The sequence below is a fragment of the Actinomycetospora sp. C-140 genome (genome assembly GCF_054796175.1).
Genome location: NZ_JBTWNF010000003.1, coordinates 219,196 through 242,232, shown reverse-complemented (window position 1 = coordinate 242,232; position 23,037 = coordinate 219,196). Strand labels below are relative to the sequence as shown.

General features: G+C 74.5%; 22 protein-coding genes. 9 read left to right on the top strand and 13 right to left on the bottom strand.

Features of this window, described 5'->3' with window-relative positions; translation table 11 throughout:
* Window positions 1-60: 60 nt before the first annotated feature.
* On the top strand, window positions 61-432 hold the full coding sequence (locus tag ACR9E3_RS06825) for a YidH family protein (RefSeq protein WP_460379369.1): 372 nt from the start codon (window positions 61-63) through the stop codon (window positions 430-432).
* Window positions 429-752 (top strand): DUF202 domain-containing protein, encoded by a 324-nt coding sequence (locus ACR9E3_RS06820; protein ID WP_460379367.1) that lies wholly within the window; start codon window positions 429-431, stop codon window positions 750-752. The genes ACR9E3_RS06825 and ACR9E3_RS06820 overlap by 4 nt, the downstream gene beginning before the upstream one ends.
* Here ACR9E3_RS06820 and ACR9E3_RS06815 read toward each other — a convergent pair.
* Together ACR9E3_RS06815 and ACR9E3_RS06810 are read right to left on the bottom strand one after the other, a co-directional pair.
* Window positions 724-1,635 carry a DMT family transporter gene (locus ACR9E3_RS06815; protein ID WP_460379365.1) on the bottom strand — a complete coding sequence of 304 codons (912 nt, stop codon included), beginning with the start codon at window positions 1,633-1,635 and terminating at the stop codon, window positions 724-726. The genes ACR9E3_RS06820 and ACR9E3_RS06815 overlap by 29 nt on opposite strands.
* A gap of 28 nt (window positions 1,636-1,663) precedes the next feature.
* A complete protein-coding gene (locus tag ACR9E3_RS06810) occupies window positions 1,664-2,908 on the bottom strand; it encodes an acyl-CoA dehydrogenase family protein (RefSeq protein WP_460379363.1) in 1,245 nt (414 codons plus the stop codon).
* Between the two features lie 226 nt (window positions 2,909-3,134).
* On the opposite strand from ACR9E3_RS06810, the gene ACR9E3_RS06805 reads away from it, so the two are divergent.
* Both ACR9E3_RS06805 and ACR9E3_RS06800 read left to right on the top strand, forming a co-directional pair.
* Window positions 3,135-4,109, top strand: coding sequence for an MSCRAMM family protein (locus ACR9E3_RS06805; protein WP_460379361.1), 975 nt, complete (start codon window positions 3,135-3,137; stop codon window positions 4,107-4,109).
* A 107-nt stretch (window positions 4,110-4,216) separates the two neighbouring features.
* Window positions 4,217-4,999: a YceI family protein gene (locus ACR9E3_RS06800; RefSeq protein WP_460379359.1), complete on the top strand. Its 783-nt coding sequence runs from the start codon at window positions 4,217-4,219 to the stop codon at window positions 4,997-4,999.
* 53 nt (window positions 5,000-5,052) lie between these two features.
* On the opposite strand, the gene ACR9E3_RS06795 is transcribed toward ACR9E3_RS06800, so the two are convergent.
* Window positions 5,053-6,141: a DUF1275 family protein gene (locus ACR9E3_RS06795; protein ID WP_460379357.1), complete on the bottom strand. Its 1,089-nt coding sequence runs from the start codon at window positions 6,139-6,141 to the stop codon at window positions 5,053-5,055.
* A gap of 80 nt (window positions 6,142-6,221) precedes the next feature.
* A complete protein-coding gene (locus ACR9E3_RS06790; RefSeq protein WP_460379660.1) occupies window positions 6,222-8,282 on the bottom strand; it encodes an MFS transporter in 2,061 nt (686 codons plus the stop codon).
* Between the two features lie 158 nt (window positions 8,283-8,440).
* On the opposite strand from ACR9E3_RS06790, the gene ACR9E3_RS06785 reads away from it, so the two are divergent.
* A complete protein-coding gene (locus ACR9E3_RS06785; RefSeq protein ID WP_460379355.1) occupies window positions 8,441-9,250 on the top strand; it encodes an alpha/beta fold hydrolase in 810 nt (269 codons plus the stop codon).
* A 21-nt stretch (window positions 9,251-9,271) separates the two neighbouring features.
* Here the strand turns inward: ACR9E3_RS06785 and ACR9E3_RS06780 are convergent, their stop codons facing one another.
* From ACR9E3_RS06780 to ACR9E3_RS06755, 6 genes are all read right to left on the bottom strand, one after another.
* A complete protein-coding gene (locus ACR9E3_RS06780) occupies window positions 9,272-9,955 on the bottom strand; it encodes a hypothetical protein (protein ID WP_460379353.1) in 684 nt (227 codons plus the stop codon).
* An 86-nt stretch (window positions 9,956-10,041) separates the two neighbouring features.
* Window positions 10,042-10,464, bottom strand: coding sequence for a 4-carboxymuconolactone decarboxylase (gene pcaC / locus ACR9E3_RS06775; RefSeq protein WP_460379351.1), 423 nt, complete (start codon window positions 10,462-10,464; stop codon window positions 10,042-10,044).
* A complete protein-coding gene (locus ACR9E3_RS06770; RefSeq protein WP_460379349.1) occupies window positions 10,461-11,855 on the bottom strand; it encodes a lyase family protein in 1,395 nt (464 codons plus the stop codon). Before ACR9E3_RS06770 ends, pcaC begins: the two co-directional genes overlap by 4 nt.
* Before the next feature lie 10 nt (window positions 11,856-11,865).
* Window positions 11,866-12,423, bottom strand: coding sequence for a type 1 glutamine amidotransferase domain-containing protein (locus tag ACR9E3_RS06765; protein WP_460379347.1), 558 nt, complete (start codon window positions 12,421-12,423; stop codon window positions 11,866-11,868).
* Between the two features lie 77 nt (window positions 12,424-12,500).
* Window positions 12,501-12,959: a DUF309 domain-containing protein gene (locus ACR9E3_RS06760; protein ID WP_460379345.1), complete on the bottom strand. Its 459-nt coding sequence runs from the start codon at window positions 12,957-12,959 to the stop codon at window positions 12,501-12,503.
* Window positions 12,960-12,968: 9 nt separating this feature from the next.
* Window positions 12,969-14,039 carry a TerC family protein gene (locus ACR9E3_RS06755; RefSeq protein ID WP_460379343.1) on the bottom strand — a complete coding sequence of 357 codons (1,071 nt, stop codon included), beginning with the start codon at window positions 14,037-14,039 and terminating at the stop codon, window positions 12,969-12,971.
* 261 nt (window positions 14,040-14,300) lie between these two features.
* Here ACR9E3_RS06755 and ACR9E3_RS06750 point away from each other — a divergent pair, with 261 nt between their 5' ends.
* Window positions 14,301-15,515: a phosphodiester glycosidase family protein gene (locus tag ACR9E3_RS06750; protein WP_460379341.1), complete on the top strand. Its 1,215-nt coding sequence runs from the start codon at window positions 14,301-14,303 to the stop codon at window positions 15,513-15,515.
* A gap of 245 nt (window positions 15,516-15,760) precedes the next feature.
* Here the strand turns inward: ACR9E3_RS06750 and ACR9E3_RS06745 are convergent, their stop codons facing one another.
* From ACR9E3_RS06745 to ACR9E3_RS06735, 3 genes are all read right to left on the bottom strand, one after another.
* Entirely contained in the window at window positions 15,761-16,333 is a 573-nt protein-coding gene (locus tag ACR9E3_RS06745) for a DUF4190 domain-containing protein (protein ID WP_460379339.1), read from the bottom strand.
* Between the two features lie 267 nt (window positions 16,334-16,600).
* Window positions 16,601-18,607 (bottom strand): acyl-CoA dehydrogenase family protein, encoded by a 2,007-nt coding sequence (locus ACR9E3_RS06740; RefSeq protein ID WP_460379337.1) that lies wholly within the window; start codon window positions 18,605-18,607, stop codon window positions 16,601-16,603.
* 43 nt (window positions 18,608-18,650) lie between these two features.
* Window positions 18,651-19,388 carry a TetR family transcriptional regulator gene (locus ACR9E3_RS06735; protein WP_460379335.1) on the bottom strand — a complete coding sequence of 246 codons (738 nt, stop codon included), beginning with the start codon at window positions 19,386-19,388 and terminating at the stop codon, window positions 18,651-18,653.
* A gap of 108 nt (window positions 19,389-19,496) precedes the next feature.
* Between ACR9E3_RS06735 and ACR9E3_RS06730 the strand changes: the two genes are divergently transcribed.
* From ACR9E3_RS06730 to ACR9E3_RS06720, 3 genes are read left to right on the top strand one after another with little or no spacing between them, the layout of a single operon-like run.
* On the top strand, window positions 19,497-20,798 hold the full coding sequence (locus tag ACR9E3_RS06730; RefSeq protein ID WP_460379333.1) for an acetyl-CoA C-acetyltransferase: 1,302 nt from the start codon (window positions 19,497-19,499) through the stop codon (window positions 20,796-20,798).
* A 4-nt stretch (window positions 20,799-20,802) separates the two neighbouring features.
* Complete coding sequence (locus tag ACR9E3_RS06725; RefSeq protein ID WP_460379332.1) at window positions 20,803-22,176, top strand: 3-oxoacyl-ACP reductase; 1,374 nt, start codon at window positions 20,803-20,805, stop codon at window positions 22,174-22,176.
* Between the two features lie 2 nt (window positions 22,177-22,178).
* On the top strand, window positions 22,179-23,036 hold the full coding sequence (locus ACR9E3_RS06720) for a MaoC family dehydratase (RefSeq protein ID WP_460379331.1): 858 nt from the start codon (window positions 22,179-22,181) through the stop codon (window positions 23,034-23,036).
* The last annotated feature ends 1 nt before the right edge of the window (window position 23,037 follow it).

Sequence of the window (23,037 nt, the reverse complement as noted above, 5' to 3'; positions counted from 1 at the left end):
GGAGCCGGCCCCACCCGGCAGCATGCGCACGTCACGTCCGCACGCGGGAGGGAGTCGTCCGTGGCCGAGGCCTCCGACGGGCACGAGACCGACGAGGAGCACGAGCCGGACTACCGCTTCACGCTCGCCAACGAGCGCACGTTCCTGGCGTGGTTGCGCACCTCCCTGTCGCTGCTCGCGGCCGGGGTGGCCGTGGTGCAGCTGCTGCCCGAGTTCGCGGTGCCCGGCATGCGGGGCGTCCTCGGCGCCTTCCTCGTGGCGCTCGCGGTCGTGACGGCCGCGGGCGGGGTCCTGCGCTGGCGCGGGGTCGAGTTCGCGATCCGCCGCGGACGCCCGCTGCCCCGCCAGCGCCTGCCGTGGGTGCTCGCGGCCGGCCTCGTCGTGCTGGCGCTCTTCGGGCTCGCCCTCGTCGTGCTGCGGGCGGGGGTGTGAGCGCGTCACCGTCGGACGCCGGCCTGCAGGCCGAGCGGACCGGCCTCGCGTGGAGCCGCACGTCGCTGGGCGTCGGGGCCAACGCGCTGCTGCTGGCGGTCCGCGAGGTGACGCACGAGGGCTCCTGGCCGGCCCTGGTGCTCGCCGGCGCGGCCGCGCTGCTCGCCGTGGTCGTCGCCCTCTACGGACGGCGCCGGACCGTGCGCCTCAGCCGCAGCCCGCTGCCCTCGCCGCTGGCCGCCGACCGTGCCGTCCCGGTGCTCGGCGGCGCGGTGGCGGTGCTGGCGCTGGTCAGCGGCCTGGTGCTGGTGCTGCGGTAGGCGACGCGAGGGCGGCCCGCTGCTCGGGGGTCGGTCCGGCGCGGATCAGCGTCACCAGCCCGACGAGCGCGACCACCGCGCTGACCGACGCGAGCGCCGCCCCGGCGGCGCCGAGGGTGTAGCGCTCGCCGAGCACCACGATCCCGATCGCGGCCGCGGCGGCCTGGTCCGCGGTGATCTGCGTGGCCAGCCCGGCGTCGAGACCGCCGTCCCGGAAGGCGGTCTGCACCAGCAGGATCGAGGCGACCGGCAGCACGAGCGCCGCGACGACGACCGTCGCGATCAGGGCGGGCGACCGGCCGTCGGCGATGAGACGGATGATCAGCCGGACCAGCCCGGACGTCGCGCCGGCGCACAGCCCCGACGCCGCCGCGCGCACCACCGCCCGCACGATCGGACGCCCACGGGCGCCGGCGGCGGAGAGCACCACGGCGGTGACCGCGATGACGGCGATCGCCCCGAGCACGACCGGTGCCGGCGGGGTGCGCGACGGCGGGCCGTGCGCCGCGAGCGTCAGCAGTCCGACCAGGCCCGCCACCAGCACGACCGCGCCGACCCACTCACCGGCGTGGATGCGCCGCTTCTCGAGCCACGAGTCGAGCGGCAGCGCGAGGATCAGCGTGGTCACGCCGATCGGCTGGACCAACGTGATCGAGCCGAAGCCGAGCGCGCCGACGTGGATCACCGCGCCGGCGACCATGCAGGCGACCCCGCCCCACCACCACCGCCGGCGCAGCAGCGCCCGGAAGAATCCCCAGCCGCCCGCCGACTCGACGGGCTCCGCGGCGCGCGCGGTCTCCCGGCGCTGCAGGGCCGCCGAGAACGCGTAGGCGACCACCGAGCAGAGCGCGAGGGCGACCGCGATCGTCGGGTGGCCGGTCACCGGGCGGCGCGATCCGTCGACATCACCCTCAGCGTACGAACGCGCTGTGGCCGGTGACCGCCTTCCCCACGATCAGCGTGTTCATCTCCCGCGTGCCCTCGAAGGAGTAGAGGGCCTCGGCGTCGGCGAAGTAGCGCGCGACGCCGTTGCCGAGGATCACCCCGTTGCCGCCGACGAGCTGGCGGGCCCAGGCCACGGTCTCGCGCATCCGGCTCGCGCAGTACTCCTTGGCCAGCGCCGAGTGGGCGTCGGTGCCCCGCCCGGCGTCCAGGAGCTGCGCGTTGCGCACGGCCATCCCCAGCGACGCGGTGACGTTGCCGAGCATCGAGACGAGCAGGTCCTGCATGAGCTGGAACCCGGCGATCGGGCGGCCGAACTGCTCGCGCTGCCCGGCGTAGGACAGCGCGAGCTCGTAGGCGCCCATCTGCGTGCCGGTCGCACCCCAGGAGGCGTTGCCGCGGGTGACCCGCAGGACCCCGCCCGCGTCGGCGAACGTCCCGGTGCCGCCCGCGAGGCGGTGGTCGTCGGGGACGCGCACGCCGCGCAGGGCGATGTCGGCGTTCTGGACGATGCGCAGCGCCGTCTTGCCCTCGATCTTGGCGATCGTCATGCCCTCGGTCTCGCGCGGGACGACGAACCCGCGCACCTCGCCCGTCTCGAGGTCGCGCGCCCAGATGATGACCACGTCGGCGAAGGTCGCGTTGCCGATCCAGCGCTTGTCGCCGTCGAGCACCCAGTGGTCGCCGTCGCGGCGCGCGGTGGTCTCCATCCCGCCCGCGACGTCGGACCCGCCGTGCGGCTCGGTGAGCCCGAACGCGCCGATCGTCTCCATCCGCGCCATCGACGGCAGCCAGCGCTGCCGCTGCTCGGCGGTGCCGCCGGCCCAGATCGAGCCCATCGCGAGACCCGTGTGGATCCCGAAGAAGCTGTTCACCGACGGGTCGACCCGCGCGATCTCGGCGTGCAGGAACCCGAGGAAGAGCCGGCGGGCGGGCTCGTCGGTCGCGGCGCCGAGACCGTAGGGCAGCCCGGCGAGGTCGAGCTCCGCGAAGCCCTTGACCAGCTGCATCGGGAACTCGGCGCGCTCCCAGGCGTTCTCGACCAGCGGCGCGACGTCCTGCGCGAGATAGGACCGCAGGCGCCGCAGCGTCGCCGTCTCCTCGGCGGTGAGCAGGTCGGCGTAGTCGTAGAAGTCCGCCACCGCGCGCCGGTCCGGGTCGAGGTCGAGGGCGGGCTGCGGCAGGGCCGGGAAGTCGGACGGGAGCTCGGGCATGCCCCCAGCGTGGCGCGGGCGGCGGGCGCCCGCCATCCGATCACCGACGCGCCGCCGCGAGATGATGCTTGTACTATCCAAGCAAATCCCGTGGGCATCCGGCGCGGAATCCCCCGTCGGTGGGGGCCCGTGCCCGGGCGTCGCGGGAGTGGCCGGAGGACGATGGAGTCGACGGGTCGCCGGCCCGCTCGAGTGCGATGGTGCGTTGCCAGAGAGGTGGACGTCGGTGGACGGACAGGAACCGATCATGATCTTCGGTCGGGTCACCCGGGGTGACGGCGCGCCCGTGCCCGGCGCGGCGCTGACGCTGTGCGACCTCTCCGGCGACCAGCTCGACCGTGCGTCCGCCGACGAGGGCGGGCACTACCAGCTCGTGCCGCCGACGGGCGGGACGTACCTGGTCATCTGCGCCTCGTCGACCCACCAGCCGACCGCCTCGCTCGTCGCGGTCGCCGACCGCCCGCTGCGCCACGACGTCGGCCTCACCGGCGGCGGCGCCACCCTCGGCGGCACGGTCGGCGTGCGTCACGGCGGCGGCACGAACGGCGGCAGCGGTGTCGGTGGCGTCAGCGGGTGGGGCGACGTCGTCCTCACGCTCACCGACGTGCGCGGCACCGTCGTCGCGGTGACGCGCTCGGGCGGCGACGGGGCCTACCGGTTCTCCGACCTCACCGAGGGCACCTACACGCTCACCGCCGCCGCCCCACGCCTGGCGCCCGTCGCCGAGACGGTGCGCGTGCCGGGCGAGGGGCACGTCACCCACGACGTCGCGCTGGCGACGCGCACCCAGCTCTCCGGGACGGTGCGCTCGGCGGGCGCCGGGCGCCCCGTGGCCGAGGCGCTGGCGACGCTGGTCAGCGAGGACGGGCACGTCGTCGGCTCCCGCGTCACCGGCGAGGACGGGTCGTTCCGCTTCGACGACGTCGCCCACGGCATCTACACGATCACCGCGAGCGGCTACGCGCCGGTGGCCTCGGAGATCGAGATCGGTCCCGGGCACCCGTCCGACGTGGTGCTGAGCCTCGTGCCGCCGGCGGTGGACGGGGGTGGCCCGGGGGCCGCCGCGTCCCGTCCCGACGCTCCGCGCGGCGACGACGGCGCGGCCGCGGGCAACGGGAACGGCTACGCCGGCCGGCACGTCCACCACCTCGACACCGACGACGTCACCGAGACCCCCCAGACCGGCGGCGAGCGCTGGTGAGTGACGGCGGGAGACGAAGCATCCAGGGGAGCACGCCGATAGGGGAGCTCGACCACGGTCAGGAGAGGACCGCACCGGCGACGTCCGACGCGCGTGGTGGTGGCTGGGTGCGCGGCGCCGCGGTCACCAGCGACGGGTGGCCCGTGCCCTTCGCGGTCGTCACCGTCATCGACGCCGCCGGCACCCAGATCGGCGGGGCGACGGTCGGCGGCGACGGCGCGTTCCTCGTCGACGGGCTCCCCGAGGGGCCGTCGACCGTGATCACCTCGGCGGTCGGCCACACCCCCGCGGCCCGTCCGCTCGCCGGCTCCGGCGACCTCGGCCGCGTCGTGCTCACCCGCACCGGCGCCCTGAGCCTGCCCGCACCCGGGCGCTGGGACATCGACCCCGTGCACTCGAGGATCGCCGCCTCGGCGTTCCACCTCGGGATCACCAAGGTGCACGGGCGGCTGCGCAGCTTCACCGGGTCCATCGAGATGGGCGCCGACCTCGCGAGCTCGCGCGTCTCGGCCTCCATCGACCCGTCCAGCGTCGACACCGACGACGACACCCGCGACGCGCACCTGCGCGCCGGCGACTTCCTCGACGTCGTCGCGTTCCCGCGCATCGACTTCACCTCGACGGCGATCACGGGCCACACCCCCGACCACTGGACGATGACCGGCGACCTCGAGCTCAAGGGCGTGCGCAACACCGTCGACCTCGACGTCGTCTACCACGGCGCCGGGCCCGACCTCTGGGGCGGCGAGCGCGCCGGCTTCAGCGCGACGACCCAGCTCTCCCGCGACGACTTCGACATCCGCTGGAACCAGTCGGTGATCGCGGGCATCTTCGCGGTCGGCCGGACCCTGCGGATCGAGATCGACATCGAGGCGGTCCGCGCGACCTGACCACGTGAGCAGTTGGGGCCCCTGCAGAGGCCCCAACTGCTCACGAGGACGGGTCAGGTCGGCGCCGGGTGGTGGCCCGCCTCGCCCGAGGCGGCGCCGAGGACGAGGTCGTGGACGACCGGGTGGCCGTCGACCGAGATCAGCACCGCACGGGGGCGCGCGGCGCCGCCACCCATGCGGTGCGGGGTGCAGATCAGCATGAAGTCCCCCGACTCGCCCGGGTCGAGGCGGTAGCTGCCGTCGACCTCGGTGTGCACGCGGTCGACCTGCTCGCCGCCGCTGGAGACCAGGGTCAGGACGGCCGGGCGGGCGTCGCCGTCGAGTCCCACCACGCGCCCGTGGACGGATCCGGCGCCACCGGCGGCGTCCTCCTCGTCGACCCCGGCGTCGGGCACCTCCGCGCGCAGGTCCGGGTCGAACTGGGGCGCGCCGGCGGTCAGCCCGCCGCTGTTGGCCCGGGTCACGGCCGCCATCAGCACGATCGCGACCGCCACGAGCACGACGGGCGCCACGAACGACCAGTCCGGGGCGTAGCGCTGGACGACCGCGTTGCCGGCCGCGGCGACGATCACCGCGAGCAGGCGCAGCGGCGAGTTCCAGTTCCAGCGGAAGGGCTTGTGCAGCTCGACGAGGCTCGACACCCAGTTCGTGATCGTCCCGGACATGAAGCTCGTCGGCGTGCCCGCCGGCCCGACGTAGCGGACGGCGGCGGCCTGCACGCCCATCGCCAGCCCGGCGCCGACCACGAGGACGACGACCTTCCACTGGACGAGCGGGCTGTCGTCGTCGACGCCGTACCAGAAGGCGCCGAGCAGGAGCAGCAGCGCGAGCTCGAAGGTCAGCGTCGCGCCCACCGCGTTGCGCCAGGGCCAGCGCCGCATCGCGAGCCCGCAGACGACCGTGCCGGCGATCAGCCCGCCGCAGTACCCGCCGATCGCGCAGATGTTGTCGGCGATCTGCGTCCAGTCCCCCTGGCCCAGCCCGAGGCCGAGCAGCACGAGGTTGCCGGTCATCGTGCTGGCGAAGACCTGGTTGAAGGCGAAGTAGGTCACCACGTCGATCGCCCCCGCCGCGGCGGTGAGCAGGATCGTCACGGCGCTCAGCGTGCGCGGGCGGCGCTCGGGTTCGTCGAAGCCGGTCACGCGCTCCGACGGTGGCACCGCTTCTTTGCCATTGGATTACCCAAGGCGTCCGAGTGGGGGTCCCCACACGGCCGCTCGCCTCAGCGCGGCAGGGCCGCACGCTCCTGCAGCACGACGTCGACGTGCACCGGCGAGCCGTTGACGGTGACGCGCGTGGCCGCCGGGGCCGCGGTGCCGCGCCCGCGCGGCGTCGCGATCACCAGGTAGTCGCCCGAGCGGCCGTCGGCGCTGAGCGTGAAGCGGCCCGCGGCGTCGGTCTCGGCGCGGTCGGCCTCATGGCCGCGGTCGTCGACGAGGGTGAGCACGGCCGTTGCCGGTGCCTCGTCGGGAGCGAGGATCCGCCCGGCCACGGCGACCGGACGCCCGCCGGCGGCGGGCGCGGCAGCAACCGTTCCGGGACCTGGGGCGGCGGCCGGCGGGACCCCGTCGTCCTCCTCGCGCCCCAGGTCCTCTCCCAGCGCTTCGGCCTGCTCCAGCGAGGGCTTGGCGCTGTCGAACAGCGAGGCGATCGCGGCGACGAGGCAGCAGACCGCGGCGAAGCCGAGCGCGAGGAACAGGCCGTCGGCGAACGGACCGGAGATCAGCTGCGGGAAGAAGCTGCGGCCGGTCAGGAACTCGGCCTGCTGCGGCCCGACCTGGGCCAGCACGCCGGGGCCGAGCAGCGTCTCGATCGGGTTGTAGCCCAGCAGCGCGGCGAACAGCGTGCTCACCGGCGGGAGCTCGGCGATGCGGCCCGCGACGTCGGCCGGGACGCCCTGCCCGGTGAGCCCGCCGAAGAGCGCCGAGGGCAGCGTCGACGCGAGCCCGAGGATCAGCATCGAGAAGAAGATGCCGATCGAGAGCACGGTCGCGCCGTTCATGAACGTCGCGGTCATCCCCGCGGCCACGCCGCGCTGGCGGGCCGGGACGCTGTTCATGATCGAGGCCCGGTTGGGCGAGGAGAACAGGCCCATCGCGAGGCCGTTGACGGCGAGGAGCACCGCGAAGAGCGGGTAGGGGAAGTCGACGGGCAGGAAGCCCATGAGCAGGAAGCTCACGGCCGCCACGAGCATGCCGCCCGCGGCGTACCAGCGCGCCCCGTGCCGGTCGGAGAGCATCCCGGAGACCGGTCCGGCGATGAGGAAGCCGATGGTCAGCGGGACCATGTAGATGCCGGCCCAGAGCGGCGTCGACTCGTAGTCGTAGCCGTGGCGGGGCAGCCAGATGCCCTGCAGCCAGATGATGAGGATGAACTGCAGGCCGCCGCGCCCGAGCGCGGAGAGCAGGTTGGCGATGTTCCCGGCGGTGAACGACCGGATGCCGAACAGCGACAGGTGGAACATCGGGTGCGCGACGCGTCGCTCGACGGCCACGAAGATCGCGAGGATCACGACGCCGCCGATGAGGCAGACGAGCACGGTCGGGCTGGTCCAGCCCATCACGTGTCCGCCGTAGGGCTGGATGCCGTAGGTGATGCCCATGAGCACCGCGACGAGGCCGACGGCGAAGGTGACGTTGCCCCACCAGTCGATGCGGCCCTCGTGGCGCTCGCTGGTCTCCTCGAGCTTGGACCAGGCCCAGATGGTGCCGCCGATGCCGATCGGCACGGACACGATGAACACCAGGTGCCACGCGACCGGGGCGAGCACGCCGCCGATGATCAGGCCGAGGAACGAGCCCGCGATCGCGGCGATCGAGTTGATGCCCAGCGCGAGGCCGCGCTGGTGGGACGGGAACGCGTCGGTGAGGATCGCCGTCGAGTTCGCGAGCAGCAGCGCGCCGCCGATGCCCTGCAGCACGCGCATGGTGATCAGCCAGATCGCGCCGGCGTCGCCCTGCAGCCAGGTGACGGCGAGCAGGATCGAGAACACCGTGAACACCGCGAACCCGAGCGTGTACATCCGGGTGCGCCCGAACATGTCGCCGACGCGGCCGAAGGTGACGACGAGGACGGCCGTCACCACGAGGTAGCCCATGATCAGCCACAGCAGGTAGCTGATGTTCTCCGGCTGCAGCGGGTCGAGCGCGATGCCGCGGAAGATGTCCGGCAGCGCGATGAGCAGGATCGACATGTTGATCGTCACGATCAGCACGCCGAGCGTCGTGTTGGTCAGCGCGATCCACTTGTACCGCGGACCGAGGTGCGCCACCGCCGGCGCCACCGACGGGGACGGCCGCCCGTCCCCCACCGTGCTCGTCACGTCGCCTCCGCGATCCTTAGGTTCGGGCAACTATAAGCACCGCCCCGGCGGAAATCGCTGTGACGTCGTCGTCCCCGGGGCCTAGGGTCCCGCCCGACCCGGACGAGGAGGGCGGAGCGGTGCCAGGCGGGGACATCGGTGCGCGAGACCCGGCCGTCGCCGTGCAGCGGCTCACCGTCCCCGGCGGGACGGTCCCCTGCGAGCTGCGGGGCTCCGGGCCGCTCCTGGTCCTGGTGGGCGCGCCGGTGACGCGCGCCGGGTACGCCGATCTGGCGGACGCGCTCGCGACCGACCACACGGTGCTCACCTCCGACCCGCGCGGCTTCGGCGACAGCGAGCGCCTCGACCACGGCGACCTCACGCCCGGGGCGCTGGCCGGCGACGTCGCCGCCCTGCTCGACGCGCTCGGCACCGGGCCCGCCCGTCTCGTCGGGTGCAGCGGTGGGGCCATCGTGGCGCTGACGCTCGCCCGCGCACGCCCGGACCTGGTCACCGGCGTGGTCGCCCACGAGCCGCCGCTGGTCCGGCTGCTCCCCGAGGACCTCCGCGACGACGTCGAGGACGTGCGCACCGCCTTCCGCGCCGGCGGCGCGGCGGCCGGGATGGCGCGGCTGGACGCGCTGGTGCGGGGCACCGATCCGCCGCCGGTGAGTCCGGACACCGGCGAGACCGACCGGGACGTCGCGTCGTTCCTCGGCGACCTGCTCGTGCCCGCCCTCACCGGCGACGCCGACCCGGCGGCCCTCGCGGCCGTCCCCGGCCTCGTCGCCGCGGCCGGCGCCGACTCGCGCGGCGAGCTGCCCCACCGCTGCGCGGTCGCGCTCGCCGGCCGGACCGGCTGCCCGCTCGTCACGTTCCCCGGCGGGCACCTCGCCGCGTCCACCCACCCGGCGGCGTTCGCCGACGCCGTGCGCCGGAGCGCCGGGTAGGTCGGCGCCCGGCCGCGGGGTCTACTGCCCGGCCTGCGGGACGAGCACGGGCAGCGCGCGCAGCGCGAGGTCGGTGAGCACCGGCTGCGCCTGGTCCACCGGCACCGGACGGTCGGGGGTGAGCGTGAAGCTGGCCGTCACCCGGCCGTACACGACGACGAGGACGGGGCCCTCGGGGTCGGGGTAGTACACGGCCTCGGCGGCACCGAACGGCACCGGCTGGGCGGGCACGCCGGAGCTGGCCTGGGCGTCGCGGTTGACGCGGGACTGCGCCGTGGCGGCCTCCGGGGAGGTGTAGCCGCTGGTCAGCACCTTGAGCACCAGGGTGTTGGGCGGCGGGGCGCCCGGGCCGCCGAGCGAGGTGTAGTTGCAGGTGACGCGCTCGAGGCGGCCGACCGAGGGTGCCGGGACGTCGCGCAGGGCGGTGACGCGCACGGTGCCCAGCGGCATCCCGAGGTAGTTCGGCAGCTGGTCGGACGCCAGCACCTGGTCGCACTCGGTGGGCAGGATGCTGTTGCGCGGCGGCGGCGCGCTGGTCGCCGGCGCGGCGCCCGGGCCCGGGAAGGTCGGGATCGGCGGGGTCTCGAGCGTCGGTCCGGACGAGCAGGCGCCGGCCAGCAGCGCCAGCCCCGCGACCGCGCCCGCCAGCGCCGCGCGCCGGAACCCGTGCCGTCGCGGCCGTGCCGCCGTTCCCGCGCGCTCCATCGCCCCCGCCCGTCGTGGTCGTCGCCGCGGCGACCGTACTGAACTGCCCACGGTAACGGCGCGCACCACCGACCAGCGTGGCGCGGTCAGGTCGGGTGGCCGTCCTCGGGGTCGTCCTCCTCCCCCAGCTCGGCGAGGACCCGCTGCGCCACCGCGAAGGCCCGGTTGGCCGCCGGCACCCCGGCGTAGACGCCGACCTGGAGCAGGACCTCCTGGATCTCCTCGCGGGTCAGGCCGTTGCGGCGGGCCGCGCGGACGTGCAGCCCGAGCTCGCCGTCGTGGTGCAGGGCGGCGAGCACCGAGAGCGTCACGATGCTGCGGTCCCGCCGCGGCAGGCCCGGCCGGGTCCAGATACCGCCCCAGGCGTACCGGGTGATGAAGTCCTGGAAATCGGCGGTGACGTCGTCGGTGGCGGCGACGGCGCGGTCGACGTGCTCGTCGCCCAGGACCGCCCGGCGGACCTGCTCGCCGTCCGGGTCCCAGTGCTGGGTCGAGGGGTGCGGGCTCACGGGCGCTTCCCTTCTCGGGACTGCAGCAGATCGTCGACGAGCGCGGTCGCCTCGCCGATCGCGCCCGCCGGGTCGAGCAGCGCGCGGACCTCGGCGGCGGGGTCGTCGGGCGGGTCGTCGAGCCCGGCGAGGGCGTCGGTCAGGACGTCGGCGAAGGGGCGGCGCTCGTCCTGCGCGGTCGCCGCTGCCCGCGTGACCAGGTCCTTCGCCGCCGCGTGGCCCAGGCGTCCGCGCAACCCGGTGGTGGCCTGCTCGGCGAGCAGCAGACCGCCGGTGACGTCGAGGGACGCCGCGATGCGCTCCGGGTCGACGGCGAGGTGGGTCAGCGCGTCGGCCAGCCACGACGCGCCCGACCCGACGGTGCGCAGCAGCTCGGTGAGCGGGCGCCACTCGGCGTGCCAGGGGCCGGCCGCGCGCTCGTGCTCGTGCAGCGACGCGGCCGTGAGGACCGAGGCGACGAGGCCCGGCGCGGCGATCGCGGCCGCCCGTGCGGAGACCGCGGCGATCGGGTTGCGCTTGTGGGGCAGGGTCGACGATCCGCCGCGGCCCGGGACGTCCTCGCGCACCTCCCCGACCTCGGTCTGCGCGAGCAGCACGAGGTCGGTGGCGACGGACCCGGTCGCGGCGCCGGCGCGGCCGAGCAGGCCGGCGATCTCGGCGACGCGCCCGCGTTCGGTGTGCCAGGCGAGGACCGGCTCGACGAGACCGAGCCGCCGGGCGAGCGCGGCGCGGACCGCCCGCCCGTGGCCGTCGAACGCGGCGAGGCTCCCGACCGCGCCACCGAGCTGCACGGCCGGGCGCCAGGCGTCGAGCGCCGCGGCCGCCGCGTCCAGACCGGCCGTCCAGCCCGCGGCCCGCAGCCCGGCGGTGATCGGGGCGGCCTGCTGGAGCAGGGTCCGGCCGGCGGCGGGGCGGTCGCGGTGGGCCGCGGCGAGGGCGGCCGCGGCGTCGGCGGCCGCGCGGAGATCGGTGACGATGACGCGGACCGCGTCGCGGGCCACCAGCATCGCCGCGGTGTCCTGGACGTCCTGACTGGTGGCGCCACGGTGGACCCCGGAGGCGGCGGTCCCGTTCAAGCGCTGACGAAGTCCGGCGACCAGCGGCACCACGGGGTTCCCCGACGCCGCGGCGGCCTCGCCGAGCTCGCCCGGGTCGGGTGCCTGCGCGCAGGCCGCCGCGATGGCGTCGGCGTCGTCACGGTCGAGCGTGCCGACGTCCGCGGCGGCCGCGGCGAGGGCGGCCTCGACGTCGAGCAGCGCCCGCACCCACGCCCGGTCGCCGGTCGCGTCCCGCGCACCGCCGCGGGCGAGCACGGCGTCGAACAGGCCCGGCGTGGTCACGTCGAGCAGTGTGCCCTTCGGGCTCGTGAGCACGTCGGAGTGCTCCGGCACGCCGTTCTGCTCACGGGCGCGTCAGCGCACCGGCGAACTCCTCGACGATCGTCGAGCAGAACGCGTCGAGGTCTTTCGGGGTGCGGCTGGTCACGAGCCCGCGGTCGACGACGACCTCCTGGTCCACGGCGGTGCCGCCGGCGTTGCGGATGTCGGTGCGCAGGCTCGGGTACGACGTCAGCGTGCGGCCGCGCACGAGGTCGGCCTCGACGAGCGTCCACGGCGCGTGGCAGATGGCGCCGACCGGCTTCCCGTCCGCGACGACCCGCTGGACGAACGTCACGACGTCGCCGCTCTGCCGCAGCTGATCGGCGTTGATGGTGCCGCCGGGCAGCACGAGCGCGTCGAAATCGTCGGCCGACACATCGGCGATCGCCGCCTCCGGCGTGAACGTGTCGCCCTTGTCGATATCGGAGTTCATCGCCTGGATCGGGTCGGTCGACAGCGAGACCAGCGTGGCGCGGGCGCCGGCCCGTTCGACCGCCGCGCGGGGCTGCTCGAGCTCCGCCTGCTCGACGCCGTTGGTGGCGATGATCGCGATCCGCTTGCCGTCCAGTGCGCCGGCCATGCCGTCGTGCCTCCTCGCGAGGGGTGGTGTGCGTCGTCCGCGGGGTTGCCGACGGCCGGGTGGTCCGAAACGGCCGGTCAGGTCCGCCGCAGCACCAGCCCCGGGGCGAGCGGACCGGACTCCTCACGGGCGCTCGCCCAGCCGGAGAGCGCCGCCGGGTCGACGCCGTACCGGGACGCGGCGTCGGGGGCCTCGCTCACGGTCGCCGCGCCGCGCCGGAGCAGCGAGGACGCCCCGCGGGCGTTGCCGCGCTGCTCGTGGGTGAGGCCGACCGCGAGCTGGGCCAGGCCCTTCCAGAGGAGCTTCTCGTCCTCGGGCGCGGCCTTCCACCGGCCCTCGAGGACGTCGTGCGCGTCGAAGGGGCGGTCGTCGTCGAGCAGGGCCTGCGCCCGGGCGAACGCCTCGTCCGGCGTGAGGTCCTCCTCCTCGTCGGGCCGCGTGACGCCCGTCGCCCCCCGCGGGAGCGGGCGGCCGGACGCGTCGCGGGGACGCGCGTTGCGCGCCCGTCCTGCCTCGTCCCGGTCCCGGTCGGCCATGACCCGACCCTAGGACGAGGAGCGCGACTCCTGCTCGGTGCTGCCGGGGGCGGGCGGCTCCGGCGACGCGTCCGCCGCGCCGGGCTCGAGCTCGGGCGTCGTCTCGGGGTCGTCGTCGTCCTGGACCTTCCGGGTCGCCCGCAGGCTCGTCACCGTCACCACGGCCAGGGTCACGACGATGACGACCAGCGAGAGCCAGGTCGGCACCTCGGGGATCGAGGTCGAAACGTCCTCGTGCAGGTAGAGCAGGATCAGCTTGACGCCGATGAACGCGAGGATGAACGCCAGGCCGTAGGACAGGTGCACGAGGCGGTCGAGCAGGCCGACGAGCAGGAAGTACAGGGCCCGCAGGCCGAGCAGCGCGAACGCGTTGGCCGTGAAGACGATGTACGCGTTCTGCGTGATGCCGAAGATCGCGGGGATCGAGTCGAGGGCGAACACCAGGTCCACCGAGAGGATCACCGCGACGACGATGAAGAGCGGTGTGACGCCCCACTTGCCGTGGACGCGCGCGGTGAGCCGCCCGTCGTCCTTGTAGCCCTCGTGGTCACCGGCCTCCTCGTGCACGGTGACGAACCGGCGGACGAGCTTGACCGCGCGGTTGTCGTGCATGTCCTTCGGCTCCGCGCCGTGCTGACGGATCAGCGTCCAGGCCGTGTAGAGCAGGAACGCGCCGAAGATGACGAAGACGAACGCGAACGCCGAGATCACCGCGGCGCCGATCGCGATGAAGATCGCGCGCATGACCAGGGCGCCGATGACACCCCAGAGCAGCACCTTCTGCTGGTGGCGCTTCGGCACCGCGAACTGGCCGAGGATCACCGCGAAGATGAAGAGGTTGTCGACCGAGAGGCTCTTCTCGACCAGGTAGCCGGCGAAGTACTCGGTGCCGGACTGCGTGCCCATCGTGAACAGCAGGATCACGCCGAACACCACGGCGACGGCGATGTAGATGACCGACCAGAGGGTGGCCTCGCGGAAGCTCACCTCGTGCGGCGACCGGGCGTGCCAGATGTCGATGGCCACGAGGACGGCGATGCCGCCGACCGTGGCCGCCCAGACCCAGAAGGGGACCGTCACGCCTGCTCCTCCACCGCTTTGCCGTCGCTTTACCGAGCACTCGCGGTCGGCCAACGGACACGTCCCCGCGAGGGTTCCCCGCTGTGACGATACCGACGTCGGGCGATTCCGCCGCTCCTGTCCGATTTGACGGGCTTCTCACACGACCGGTCACGGCGGCCGCACCACCGGAGTGTCGACCCGTGGCGGTGACCCGGCACCCCCGAGTCTCGGCCGGTCACCCGTCGGCGTGGCGGAGACGACGGGCGCGGGGAGGCAGGCGTGGGCTCTGGCCGGGCCGCCCTCGTGCTCGCCCTCGTCGGGGTGTTGACGGTGGGAGCCGCATCCCCGCCGCCCCCGGTCCCGCCGGGCGACGGGCGGGTGCTCGACGCCCTGCTCGACCCGCGGGGGGCGCCGGACCTGCCGGGGACCACGTATCGGGAGTTCACGACGACGATCCCGGACCCGCGCGGCGGCCCGGTCCGGGGCGACGTGGTCGAGGTCGACCTCACCTCGCCGGCCGTGCGTGTCGCCCTCCTGACCCCGCCGGCCGTGGCCGCCGTCGCCCCGGTGCCCGAGCTGGCCGGTCGGGCCGGGGCGATCGCGGCGGTCAACGGCGGCTTCTTCGACGAGGGCGGCACCGGCGCACCGGTCGGGGTCGAGGTCGTGGACGGCCGGCCGCGCGCCACGGGGGTGCCGGCGGGCCGGCGGCCCGCGCCGCCGGCCCCGCCCGGCGAGCCCCCGGACACCGTGGTGGGCGTCGACGCCGCGGGCCGCGCGCACCTCGCGCGGTCGGTCTTCCGGGGGCGGGTCAGCGGTCGGGGCCGGTCGATCCCGCTCGCCGGCCTCGACGCCTACGCGGTGCCGGTGGACGGCGTCGGGGTCTTCGACCCGGCGTGGGGCGACGTGCCCCGTCGCCGGGTCGTGTGCGGCAGCGATACGGACGCCGACGCCCCGTGCAGCCCCGACGCCGTCGAGGTCCGCGTGGCGCGGGGCCGCGTCGTCGCGGTCGGGCCGCCGGGGGCGGGACGGTTGCCCGCCGGGACGGTGGCGCTGGTCGGACGCGACCGGGGCGCCGCGGCGCTGCGAGGCCTGCCCGTGGGGTCGGCGGTGTCGGTCGACGCCGGGCTCGAGACCGTCGGGGCCCCGCCGCTGCGCGTCGCCGTCGGCGCCCTGCCCCTGGCCCGCGGCGGGCGGGTCCTGCCCGGCCTCCAGGACGGCGAGCGCGCGCCCCGCACGGCCGTCGGCGTCGCCGCCGACGGCCGACGTCTCTGGCTCGTCACCGTCGACGGGCGCCAGGACGCGAGCATCGGCACCACCGTCGCCGAGCTCGGACGCCTGCTCGTCGACCTCGGCGTCCCGCTGGCCGCGTCGCTCGACGGCGGGGGCTCGACGACGATGGTCCGCCGGGGTCAGGGCGAGGACCTCGCGGTCGTCAGCAGCCCCGCGGGCGAGCTGCGCCCCGTCACGGACGCCCTCGCCGTCCTGCCCCGCTGAGTGCGATCTCTCACGACCCCCACCCGGGAACACCGCGGGCCCCCATGCGGTTCAATGGGGTGTCCGGGCCGGGCGCCATGTGCCCCCGGGTCTCAATAACAAAGAGCCGCCAGGGACGATCGTTCGGCTGAAGCCCTGGTGTGCCACGCGCCGCGAGGCGGCTCATCGCCCGGTCCGGACACCTTCGACACACGACGGCCCCCGCACCTGCTCGGTGCGGGGGCCGTCGTCGTCGGTCCCGTGGGTCAGCCGCCGTCGCCCTCCGGCTGCGTGCCGCCCGGGAGCTGCTGGCCGAACTGCTGACCGCACTGCTCCGCGGCCTGCTGCACAGCGGCCGGGTTCGGCTGGTTCGACGCGTTCGCGATGCAGTCCTGGAACTGCTGGATCGAGTTCCCGCCGCCGAAGTTCAGGAACGCGACACCCAGGAAGAAGATCGCGATGCTGAGGACGATGTTGACGATCAGGCTCAGGATGCCGAGGACGAGACCGGTCGTGGCCATGCCCTTGTTGGTGGCCTCCAGGCGCTTCGCCCGGCCGCGGCCGACGACGCCGAAGATGATCGCGACGATCCCGAGGATGCCGCCGAGCACCGGCAGCCACCAGCAGGTGAGCAGCGCCAGGATGCCGAAGACCAGCGCGGCGATGCCCATGCCGTTCTTCGGGCTCGGCGGCGGCCCGCCGGCCGGCTGGCCCCAGCCGGGCGCCGCGCCGTCGGGCCCCGCGTAGGCGGGCTCCCCGTACTGCGACTGCCCGTAGCCCGGCTGCTGGCCGTAGCCCTGCTGTCCTTGCTGGCCGTAGCCCTCGCCCGGAGTGCTCACGTCGACAGTCCTCTCGCCTTCGAACGTCCGGCCCGCCGCCGGGGGCGGCCATCGTGCCACCGGTACCCGTTCCGGTCGGACTCCACCGAACCGGACGTCCATCGAGCGGGCGGATTTCCTGACGCTGGACGTGAGCGTGGACGCCAGGCTGACAACCCCGCCGGCGTGTCACGCGAGCGAGCATGTGGCGATCCTGGCCCTATCGGCGTGCTGTATCGGATCTGCCAGGAAAGCCGCATTGCTCGAACACCCCGTGCTCGATCCCGGTCAGCGCAGGGAGGCGGCGTGGGTGCGGGCCTCGTCCTGGCGGCGCTGCTCGGCGCCCGTGGCGATCGGGGCGCCGATCCAGCTCTCCGGGATGCCGAAGGCGTCGACGAGGTCGCGGGCGTGGGGGCGCAGGGTCTGGCAGAGGCGGTTGACCTCGGCGGTGACGGCCTTGGCGCGGGCGGCGGAGATGCGCCCGTGCTCCAGGAACCAGCCCTTGTCCTCCTCGATCAGGGAGAGGGCGTAGAGGTCGCACACCTGGCCCAGGAGCCGCTGCGCGGACGGGTCGACGCAGGCGTCGATCGCCCGCACGAAGGCGTCGAGCACGAGGCCGTCGAGGTGGCTGCGGGCGGCGCGCAGGAGGTGGTCCTGGGCGTTGTTGAAGATCGCGAACTGGCGCTCGGCGCTGATCCCCTTCTCGCGGGCGCGACGCAGGCGGCGCACGAGCGAGTCGAGGGTGTGCTCCTCGCGGTCGTCGAGGAGCTTGACCTGCCACGACCGGTCGAGCACGTCGTCCTCGTCGCGGCCCGGCGCCACGGCCCGCAGCCGCTCGGTGAGCTGGCGCAACGACGTGCGCTCGGCGACGGTGTCGAGCACCTGGTCGGCGACGAAGCGCACGGTGCCCAGGGTGTCGAGGTGGCCGAAGTCGTCGGCGTAGCCCGAGATCAGGCCCTTGGCGACGAGCTGGAGCAGGACGGTGTTGTCGCCCTCGAAGGTCGTGAAGACGTCGGTGTCGGCGCGCAGCTGGCCCAGCCGGTTCTCCGACAGGTAGCCCTGCCCGCCGCACGCCTCGCGGCAGGCCTGGATGGTGGCGGTGGCGTGCCAGGTGGTCAGCGCCTTGGTGCCCGCCGCGCGGGACTCGAGCTCGCGCTGGCGCTTCTCGTCGACGTCGCCGCCGGCCTCGCGGGTGGTCTGGATGTCGTGGAGCATCTCGACGAGCTCGTTCTGCGCGAACCGCAGCGCGTAGGTCCGCGCCAGGCCGGGCAGCAGCTTGCGCTGGTGGGCGAGGTAGTCGAGGACGGCGATCTCGTCGTCGCTGCCCGGCGCCGCGAACTGGCGGCGGGCGTCGCCGTAGCGCACGGCGATCGTCTGGGCCAGCGACGCCGCGCCGACCGCGCTGCCCGAGACGCTCACGCGACCGCGCACGAGCGCGCCGAGCATCGTGAAGAACCGCCGGTTCTCGCTCTCGATCGAGCTCGAGTACGTGCCGTCCTCGGCGACCGAGCCGTGGCGGTCGAGCAGGTTCTCGCGCGGGACCCGCACGCCGTGGAAGGCGAGGCGCCCGTTGTCGACGCCGTTGAGTCCCTCCTTGTGCCCGTCGTCGGTGATCTCGACGCCGGGCAGCACCGTGCCGTCGGCGTCCCGCAGCGGCACCAGCACCGCGTGCACGCCGTGCCGCTCGTCCCGGCTGTAGAGCTGCACGAACACCGCCGCCATCCGCCCGTCGCGGGCGGCGTTGCCGATGTAGTCCTTGCGCGCCGACTCGGTCGGGGTGTCGATCACGAACTCGCCGGTGTCCGCGTCGTACGTCGCGGTGGTGTGCACCGACTGGACGTCCGAGCCGTGGCCGGTCTCGGTCATCGCGAAGCAGCCGGGGAGCGAGAGGTCCATGACGGCGGGCAGGTACCGCTGGTGCTGCTCGGCGTTGCCCAGCGCCTGGATCGCCCCGCCGAACAGACCCCACTGCACACCGCTCTTGACCTGCAGCGACAGGTCGGCGAAGGCGAGCATCTCGAACGACACCACCGAGCCGCCGATGTCGCCGCGCCCGCCGACCGACGTCGGGAAGCCGTGCACGGCGTGCCCGTCGTCGGCGAGGCGGACGAGCATCTCCCCGATCGCGGCGCGGTAGCTCTCGACGTCGGTGCCCGGGTCGACGCGCAGCTGCGCGAAGTCGTCGCGGGCGCGGATCTCGTCGCGCAGGGCGTGCCAGCGGCCGTCGAGGGTGCGCTGCACGGCCGCGACGGTGGCGGGGGTGACGTCGGTGACGTCGGACGAACGGGTGGTCACGGAATCCTCCGTCAGGAGCGGAAAGTGATCACCGGGTGCCCCGTCAGGAGGCGGAGGACGCCGCCGCGGGCGTCACAGTGCGCGAGAGACCCGACCAGGCGAGGTCGGCGAGCTGCTCGGCGAGGGCCTCGCGCTCGAGGTCGGGACGGGCGGCCAGCCACTGGTCGCCCGCCGCGCGCACCATGCCGACGAGGGCGTGACCCCACGTCTGGGCCGGGGCGGCGTCGCGGTTCTGACGGCGCAGCTCGGTGGAGATGATCTCTGCGATGTGGTCGCCGATGACCGTGCACAGGTCGGAGACGGGATCCTCGCCCTCCGGCCTGTCCAGCTTCGGGGGGCGCATGACGTAGCGGTAGACCTCGGGATCGGCCTCGATCAGACCGAGGTAGGCGTCGATGCCGGACACCAGCGTCTGTCGGGGGTTCTCGGCGGCGTCGCGCATGGCGCTCTGGAGCTGGCCGACGAGCACGGCGGCCACCCAGTCGCAGACCGCCAGATAGAGGTCGTTCTTGTCCGCGAAGTGGCGGTAGACGACCGTCTTGCTCGTCCGCGCCTGCGCCGCCACCTGGCTCATACCGACCTCGGCGCCGTGGGCGCGGATCGCGACGATCGTCGCCGCCGTGAGCTCGTGGCGCCGGGCCCGGCGGTGCTCGTCCCAGCGGCTCGACCGCCGATCGCGGCGGGGTCGGGACCCGGACGCACCATCGCGCTCGCCGTCCCGGCCGACACCCGGCCCGGACCCCCGGCCCGCGTCGGAGTGATGTGTGGAACGGCGGCTCACGTTACCGACGGTACCTGATACTTTCGGGTAACTACGGCTCCGCAGCGCATCTCACGCCGCGGCCTTCGCCCAGCGGACCCCCGCCATCCTGCGACATCGGGAGGAATCGTGCCCTCCGCATCACCACTGCCCCGCCGCGCGGCGATCGTCGGTGCCAACCGGATCCCCTTCGCCCGCTCCAACGGCGCCTACGCCCGGGCGTCCAACCAGGACATGCTCACCTCCGCGCTCGACGGCCTCGTCGCGCGGTTCGGGCTGGCCGGCGAGCGCCTCGGCGAGGTCGTCTCCGGCGCCGTGCTCAAGCACAGCCGGGACTTCAACCTCACCCGCGAGGCCGTGCTCGGCAGCCGCCTGTCGGCCGCCACGCCGACCTACGACCTCCAGCAGGCGTGCGGCACCAGCCTCCAGACCACGCTCCAGGTCGCCAACAAGATCGCGCTCGGCCAGATCGAGAGCGGTGTCGCGTCGGGCGTCGACACCACCAGCGACGCCCCGATCGAGGTGAACGACGACCTGCGCCGCGTGCTGCTCGCGGCGAACCGGGCGAAGTCCACCGCGGGCGTCGTCAAGGCCCTCGGCGGCCTGCGCCCCGGGCAGATCGTCCCGGAGATCCCGGCCAACCGGGAGCCGCGCACCGGCATGGCGATGGGCGAGCACGCCGCCCAGACCGCCGCCGCCTGGGGCATCAGCCGCACCGCCCAGGACGAGATCACGGTGGCCAGCCACCGCCACCTGGCCGAGGCGTACGACCGCGGGTTCTTCGACGACCTCATGACGCCCTACCTGGGGCTGACGAAGGACAACAACCTGCGCGCCGACTCGACCCTCGAGGGGCTGGCCAAGCTCAAGCCGGTGTTCCGGCCCAAGGGCTATCCCGACTCCGAGGCCACGATGACCGCGGCCAACTCCACCCCGCTCACCGACGGCGCCGCGACGGTGCTGCTGGCCAGCGACGAGTGGGCCGCCGAGCGCCGGCTGCCGGTGCTCGCGCACTTCGTCGACGCCGAGACCGCCGCCGTCGACTACGTGCACGGCGACGAGGGCCTGCTCATGGCCCCGACCTACGCCGTGCCGCGCCTGCTCGAGCGCAACGGCCTCACGCTGCAGGACTTCGACTTCTACGAGTTCCACGAGGCGTTCGCCTCGACGATCCTCGCGACGTTCGCGGCGTGGGAGGACCCGAAGTTCTGCAAGGAGCGCCTCGGCCTCGACGGGCCGCTGGGCACGTTCGACAAGTCGAAGCTGAACGTCGCCGGATCGTCGCTGGCCACCGGGCACCCGTTCGCGGCCACCGGCGCCCGCATCGTCCCCACCCTGGCGAAGCTGCTGCACGAGAAGGGCTCCGGTCGTGGGCTGATCTCGATCTGCGCGGCCGGCGGTCAGGGCGTCGTCGCCATCCTGGAGGCCTGAGCAGATGTCCAACGACTGGTACTCCGACTTCGTCAACTCCGGCATCGGGAAGTCGATCGCCGGCAGCGTCGGCCTGCCGCCCGTGCCGCGGCTGCGCCGCTACGAGCCCGGGCAGCCGCTGCTCTCCGGCGCCGCGCTGCTCGGCACGGCGACCGCCGACGGCCGCGTCGCCAAGGTCGTGCGCTCCCTGCTGACCGACGTCGGCGTCGAGGTCCACGACGACCCGCACGCCGCCATCGGCGGCGGCAGCTCCACGTCCAGGGTCGCCACCGGCATCGTCGACGCGACCGGCCTGTCGTCGCCGTCCGACCTCGCCGAGGTGCAGGCCTTCCTCACCCCGGTGATGCGCCGCATCGGCCCGTCCGGGCGCATCCTCGTGATCGGCGACGTGCCGGGCGAGGCCACGTCCCCGGCCGTGCGCGCGGCCCGTCGGTCCCTCGAAGGGCTCGTGCGCTCGGCGGGCAAGGAGGCCCGCTACGGGGCGACGGTCAACCTGCTCCACGTCGCCGACGGTGCCGAGAACGATCTCGAGTCGACGCTGCGGTTCTTCCTGTCCTCGCGCTCCGCGTTCGTCGACGGCCAGCGCCTCGACGTCGGCACGGTGGCCGGGTTCTCGGGCTCCAGCCAGGGCGTCGACTGGGACAAGCCGCTCGCCGGGCGCACGGCCGTCGTCACCGGCGCGGCCCGCGGCATCGGCGCGACGGTCGCGAAGACGCTGCGCCGCGACGGCGCGACGGTGATCTGCGTCGACGTCCCGGCCGCGGGCGACGCGCTCGCCCGCACGGCCAACGACGTCGGCGGCAGCGCGCTCCAGCTCGACATCACCGCCGACCACGCGCCGGCGACGCTGCTCGAGCACGCCGGACGTCACGGCGGCCTCGACATCGTCGTGCACAACGCGGGCATCACCCGCGACAAGCTGCTCGCCAACCAGGACCGCGACCGCTGGAACTCGGTCATCGACGTCAACCTCAACGCCCAGCTCGCGATCAACGACGCGCTGCTGGCGTCGGACGTGTTCCACCGCGGGGGGCGCATCGTCACCGTGTCGTCGATGGCCGGCATCGCCGGCAACCGCGGCCAGACCGCGTACGGCGCCTCGAAGGCGGGCGTCATCGGCATGGTCGACGCGACCGCCCCGCTGCTCGTCGAGAAGGACGCGACGATCAACGCCGTCGCGCCGGGCTTCATCGAGACGGCGATGACGGCCGCGATGCCCGTCGGCACACGCGAGGCCGGTCGCCGGCTCTCGTCGATGACGCAGGGCGGGCTGCCGGTCGACGTCGCCGAGACGATCGCCTGGTTCGCGCAGGGCGCCTCTTACGCGGTCAACGGGCAGGTGCTGCGCGTCGACGGCCAGAACTTCCTGGGGGCGTAGGGATGGGCACCGAGACCCTCGACGCGTCACCGACCCTCGGCGTGCTCTACGGGCGCGCGCTGCTCACGGCCCGGTCCGGCGGGCAGACCCTGCCCGACCGGCAGCTGGAGCTCGCCGGGGTGCGCATCGACGCCTCGCTCGTCGCCGACTACGACCACGTGTGCGGGTTCGCCGTCGGCGGCGACGTCCCGCCGACCTACCCGCACATGCTGGCGTTCCCCCTGCAGATGCGGCTGATGACCGACCGCGAGTTCCCCCTGCCCGCCCCGGGCATGGTGCACCTGCGCAACGTCATCACCCAGGTGCGGCCGCCGCTGGTCGGCGAGCCCCTGCGGGTCGCCGTGCACGCCGAGCGCCTCGCCGCGCACCCCAAGGGCGCGCAGGTCGACCTCGTCACGGCGGTCACCGACGGCGACGAGGCGGAGATCTGGGGCTCGCGCAGCACGTACTTCGTGCGCGGCGCCACGGCCCCGGACGGCGACCAGCCCAGCGCGCTGCCGGAACCCGACCCGCAGGTCGGTCGCCTCCCGCACGCAGTGTGGACGATCCCCGGCGACATCGGCCGGCGCTACGCGGCGGTGTCCGGCGACGTGAACCCCATCCACGTCAACGGCCTCGCCGCGAAGGCGTTCGGGATGCCCGGCACCATCGCGCACGGCATGTGGACCAAGGCCCGCGCGCTGGCCGCCCTCGCCGGTCGGTACGGGCCCGCGTTCACCGTCGACGTGGTGTTCAAGGCCCCGGTCCGTGCGCCGTCGACGGCGTGGTTCCACACGGCCGCGGCCGACGGCGGCTGGGACGCGAAGCTCGTGAGCCCGAAGGGCCGCGATCACCTCCTGCTCACCCTGCGCGAGGCGTGAG

Excerpts from the sequence above, each read along its gene's own strand:
- ACR9E3_RS06725 (WP_460379332.1), top strand. The coding sequence starts at position 20,803 with ATGTCCAACGACTGGTACTCCGACTTCGTCAACTCCGGCATCGGGAAG.
- ACR9E3_RS06810 (WP_460379363.1), bottom strand. The coding sequence starts at position 2,908 with ATGCCCGAGCTCCCGTCCGACTTCCCGGCCCTGCCGCAGCCCGCCCTC.
- ACR9E3_RS06720 (WP_460379331.1), top strand. The coding sequence starts at position 22,179 with ATGGGCACCGAGACCCTCGACGCGTCACCGACCCTCGGCGTGCTCTAC.
- ACR9E3_RS06760 (WP_460379345.1), bottom strand. The coding sequence starts at position 12,959 with ATGGCCGACCGGGACCGGGACGAGGCAGGACGGGCGCGCAACGCGCGT.
- ACR9E3_RS06765 (WP_460379347.1), bottom strand. The coding sequence starts at position 12,423 with ATGGCCGGCGCACTGGACGGCAAGCGGATCGCGATCATCGCCACCAAC.
- ACR9E3_RS06780 (WP_460379353.1), bottom strand. The coding sequence starts at position 9,955 with ATGGAGCGCGCGGGAACGGCGGCACGGCCGCGACGGCACGGGTTCCGG.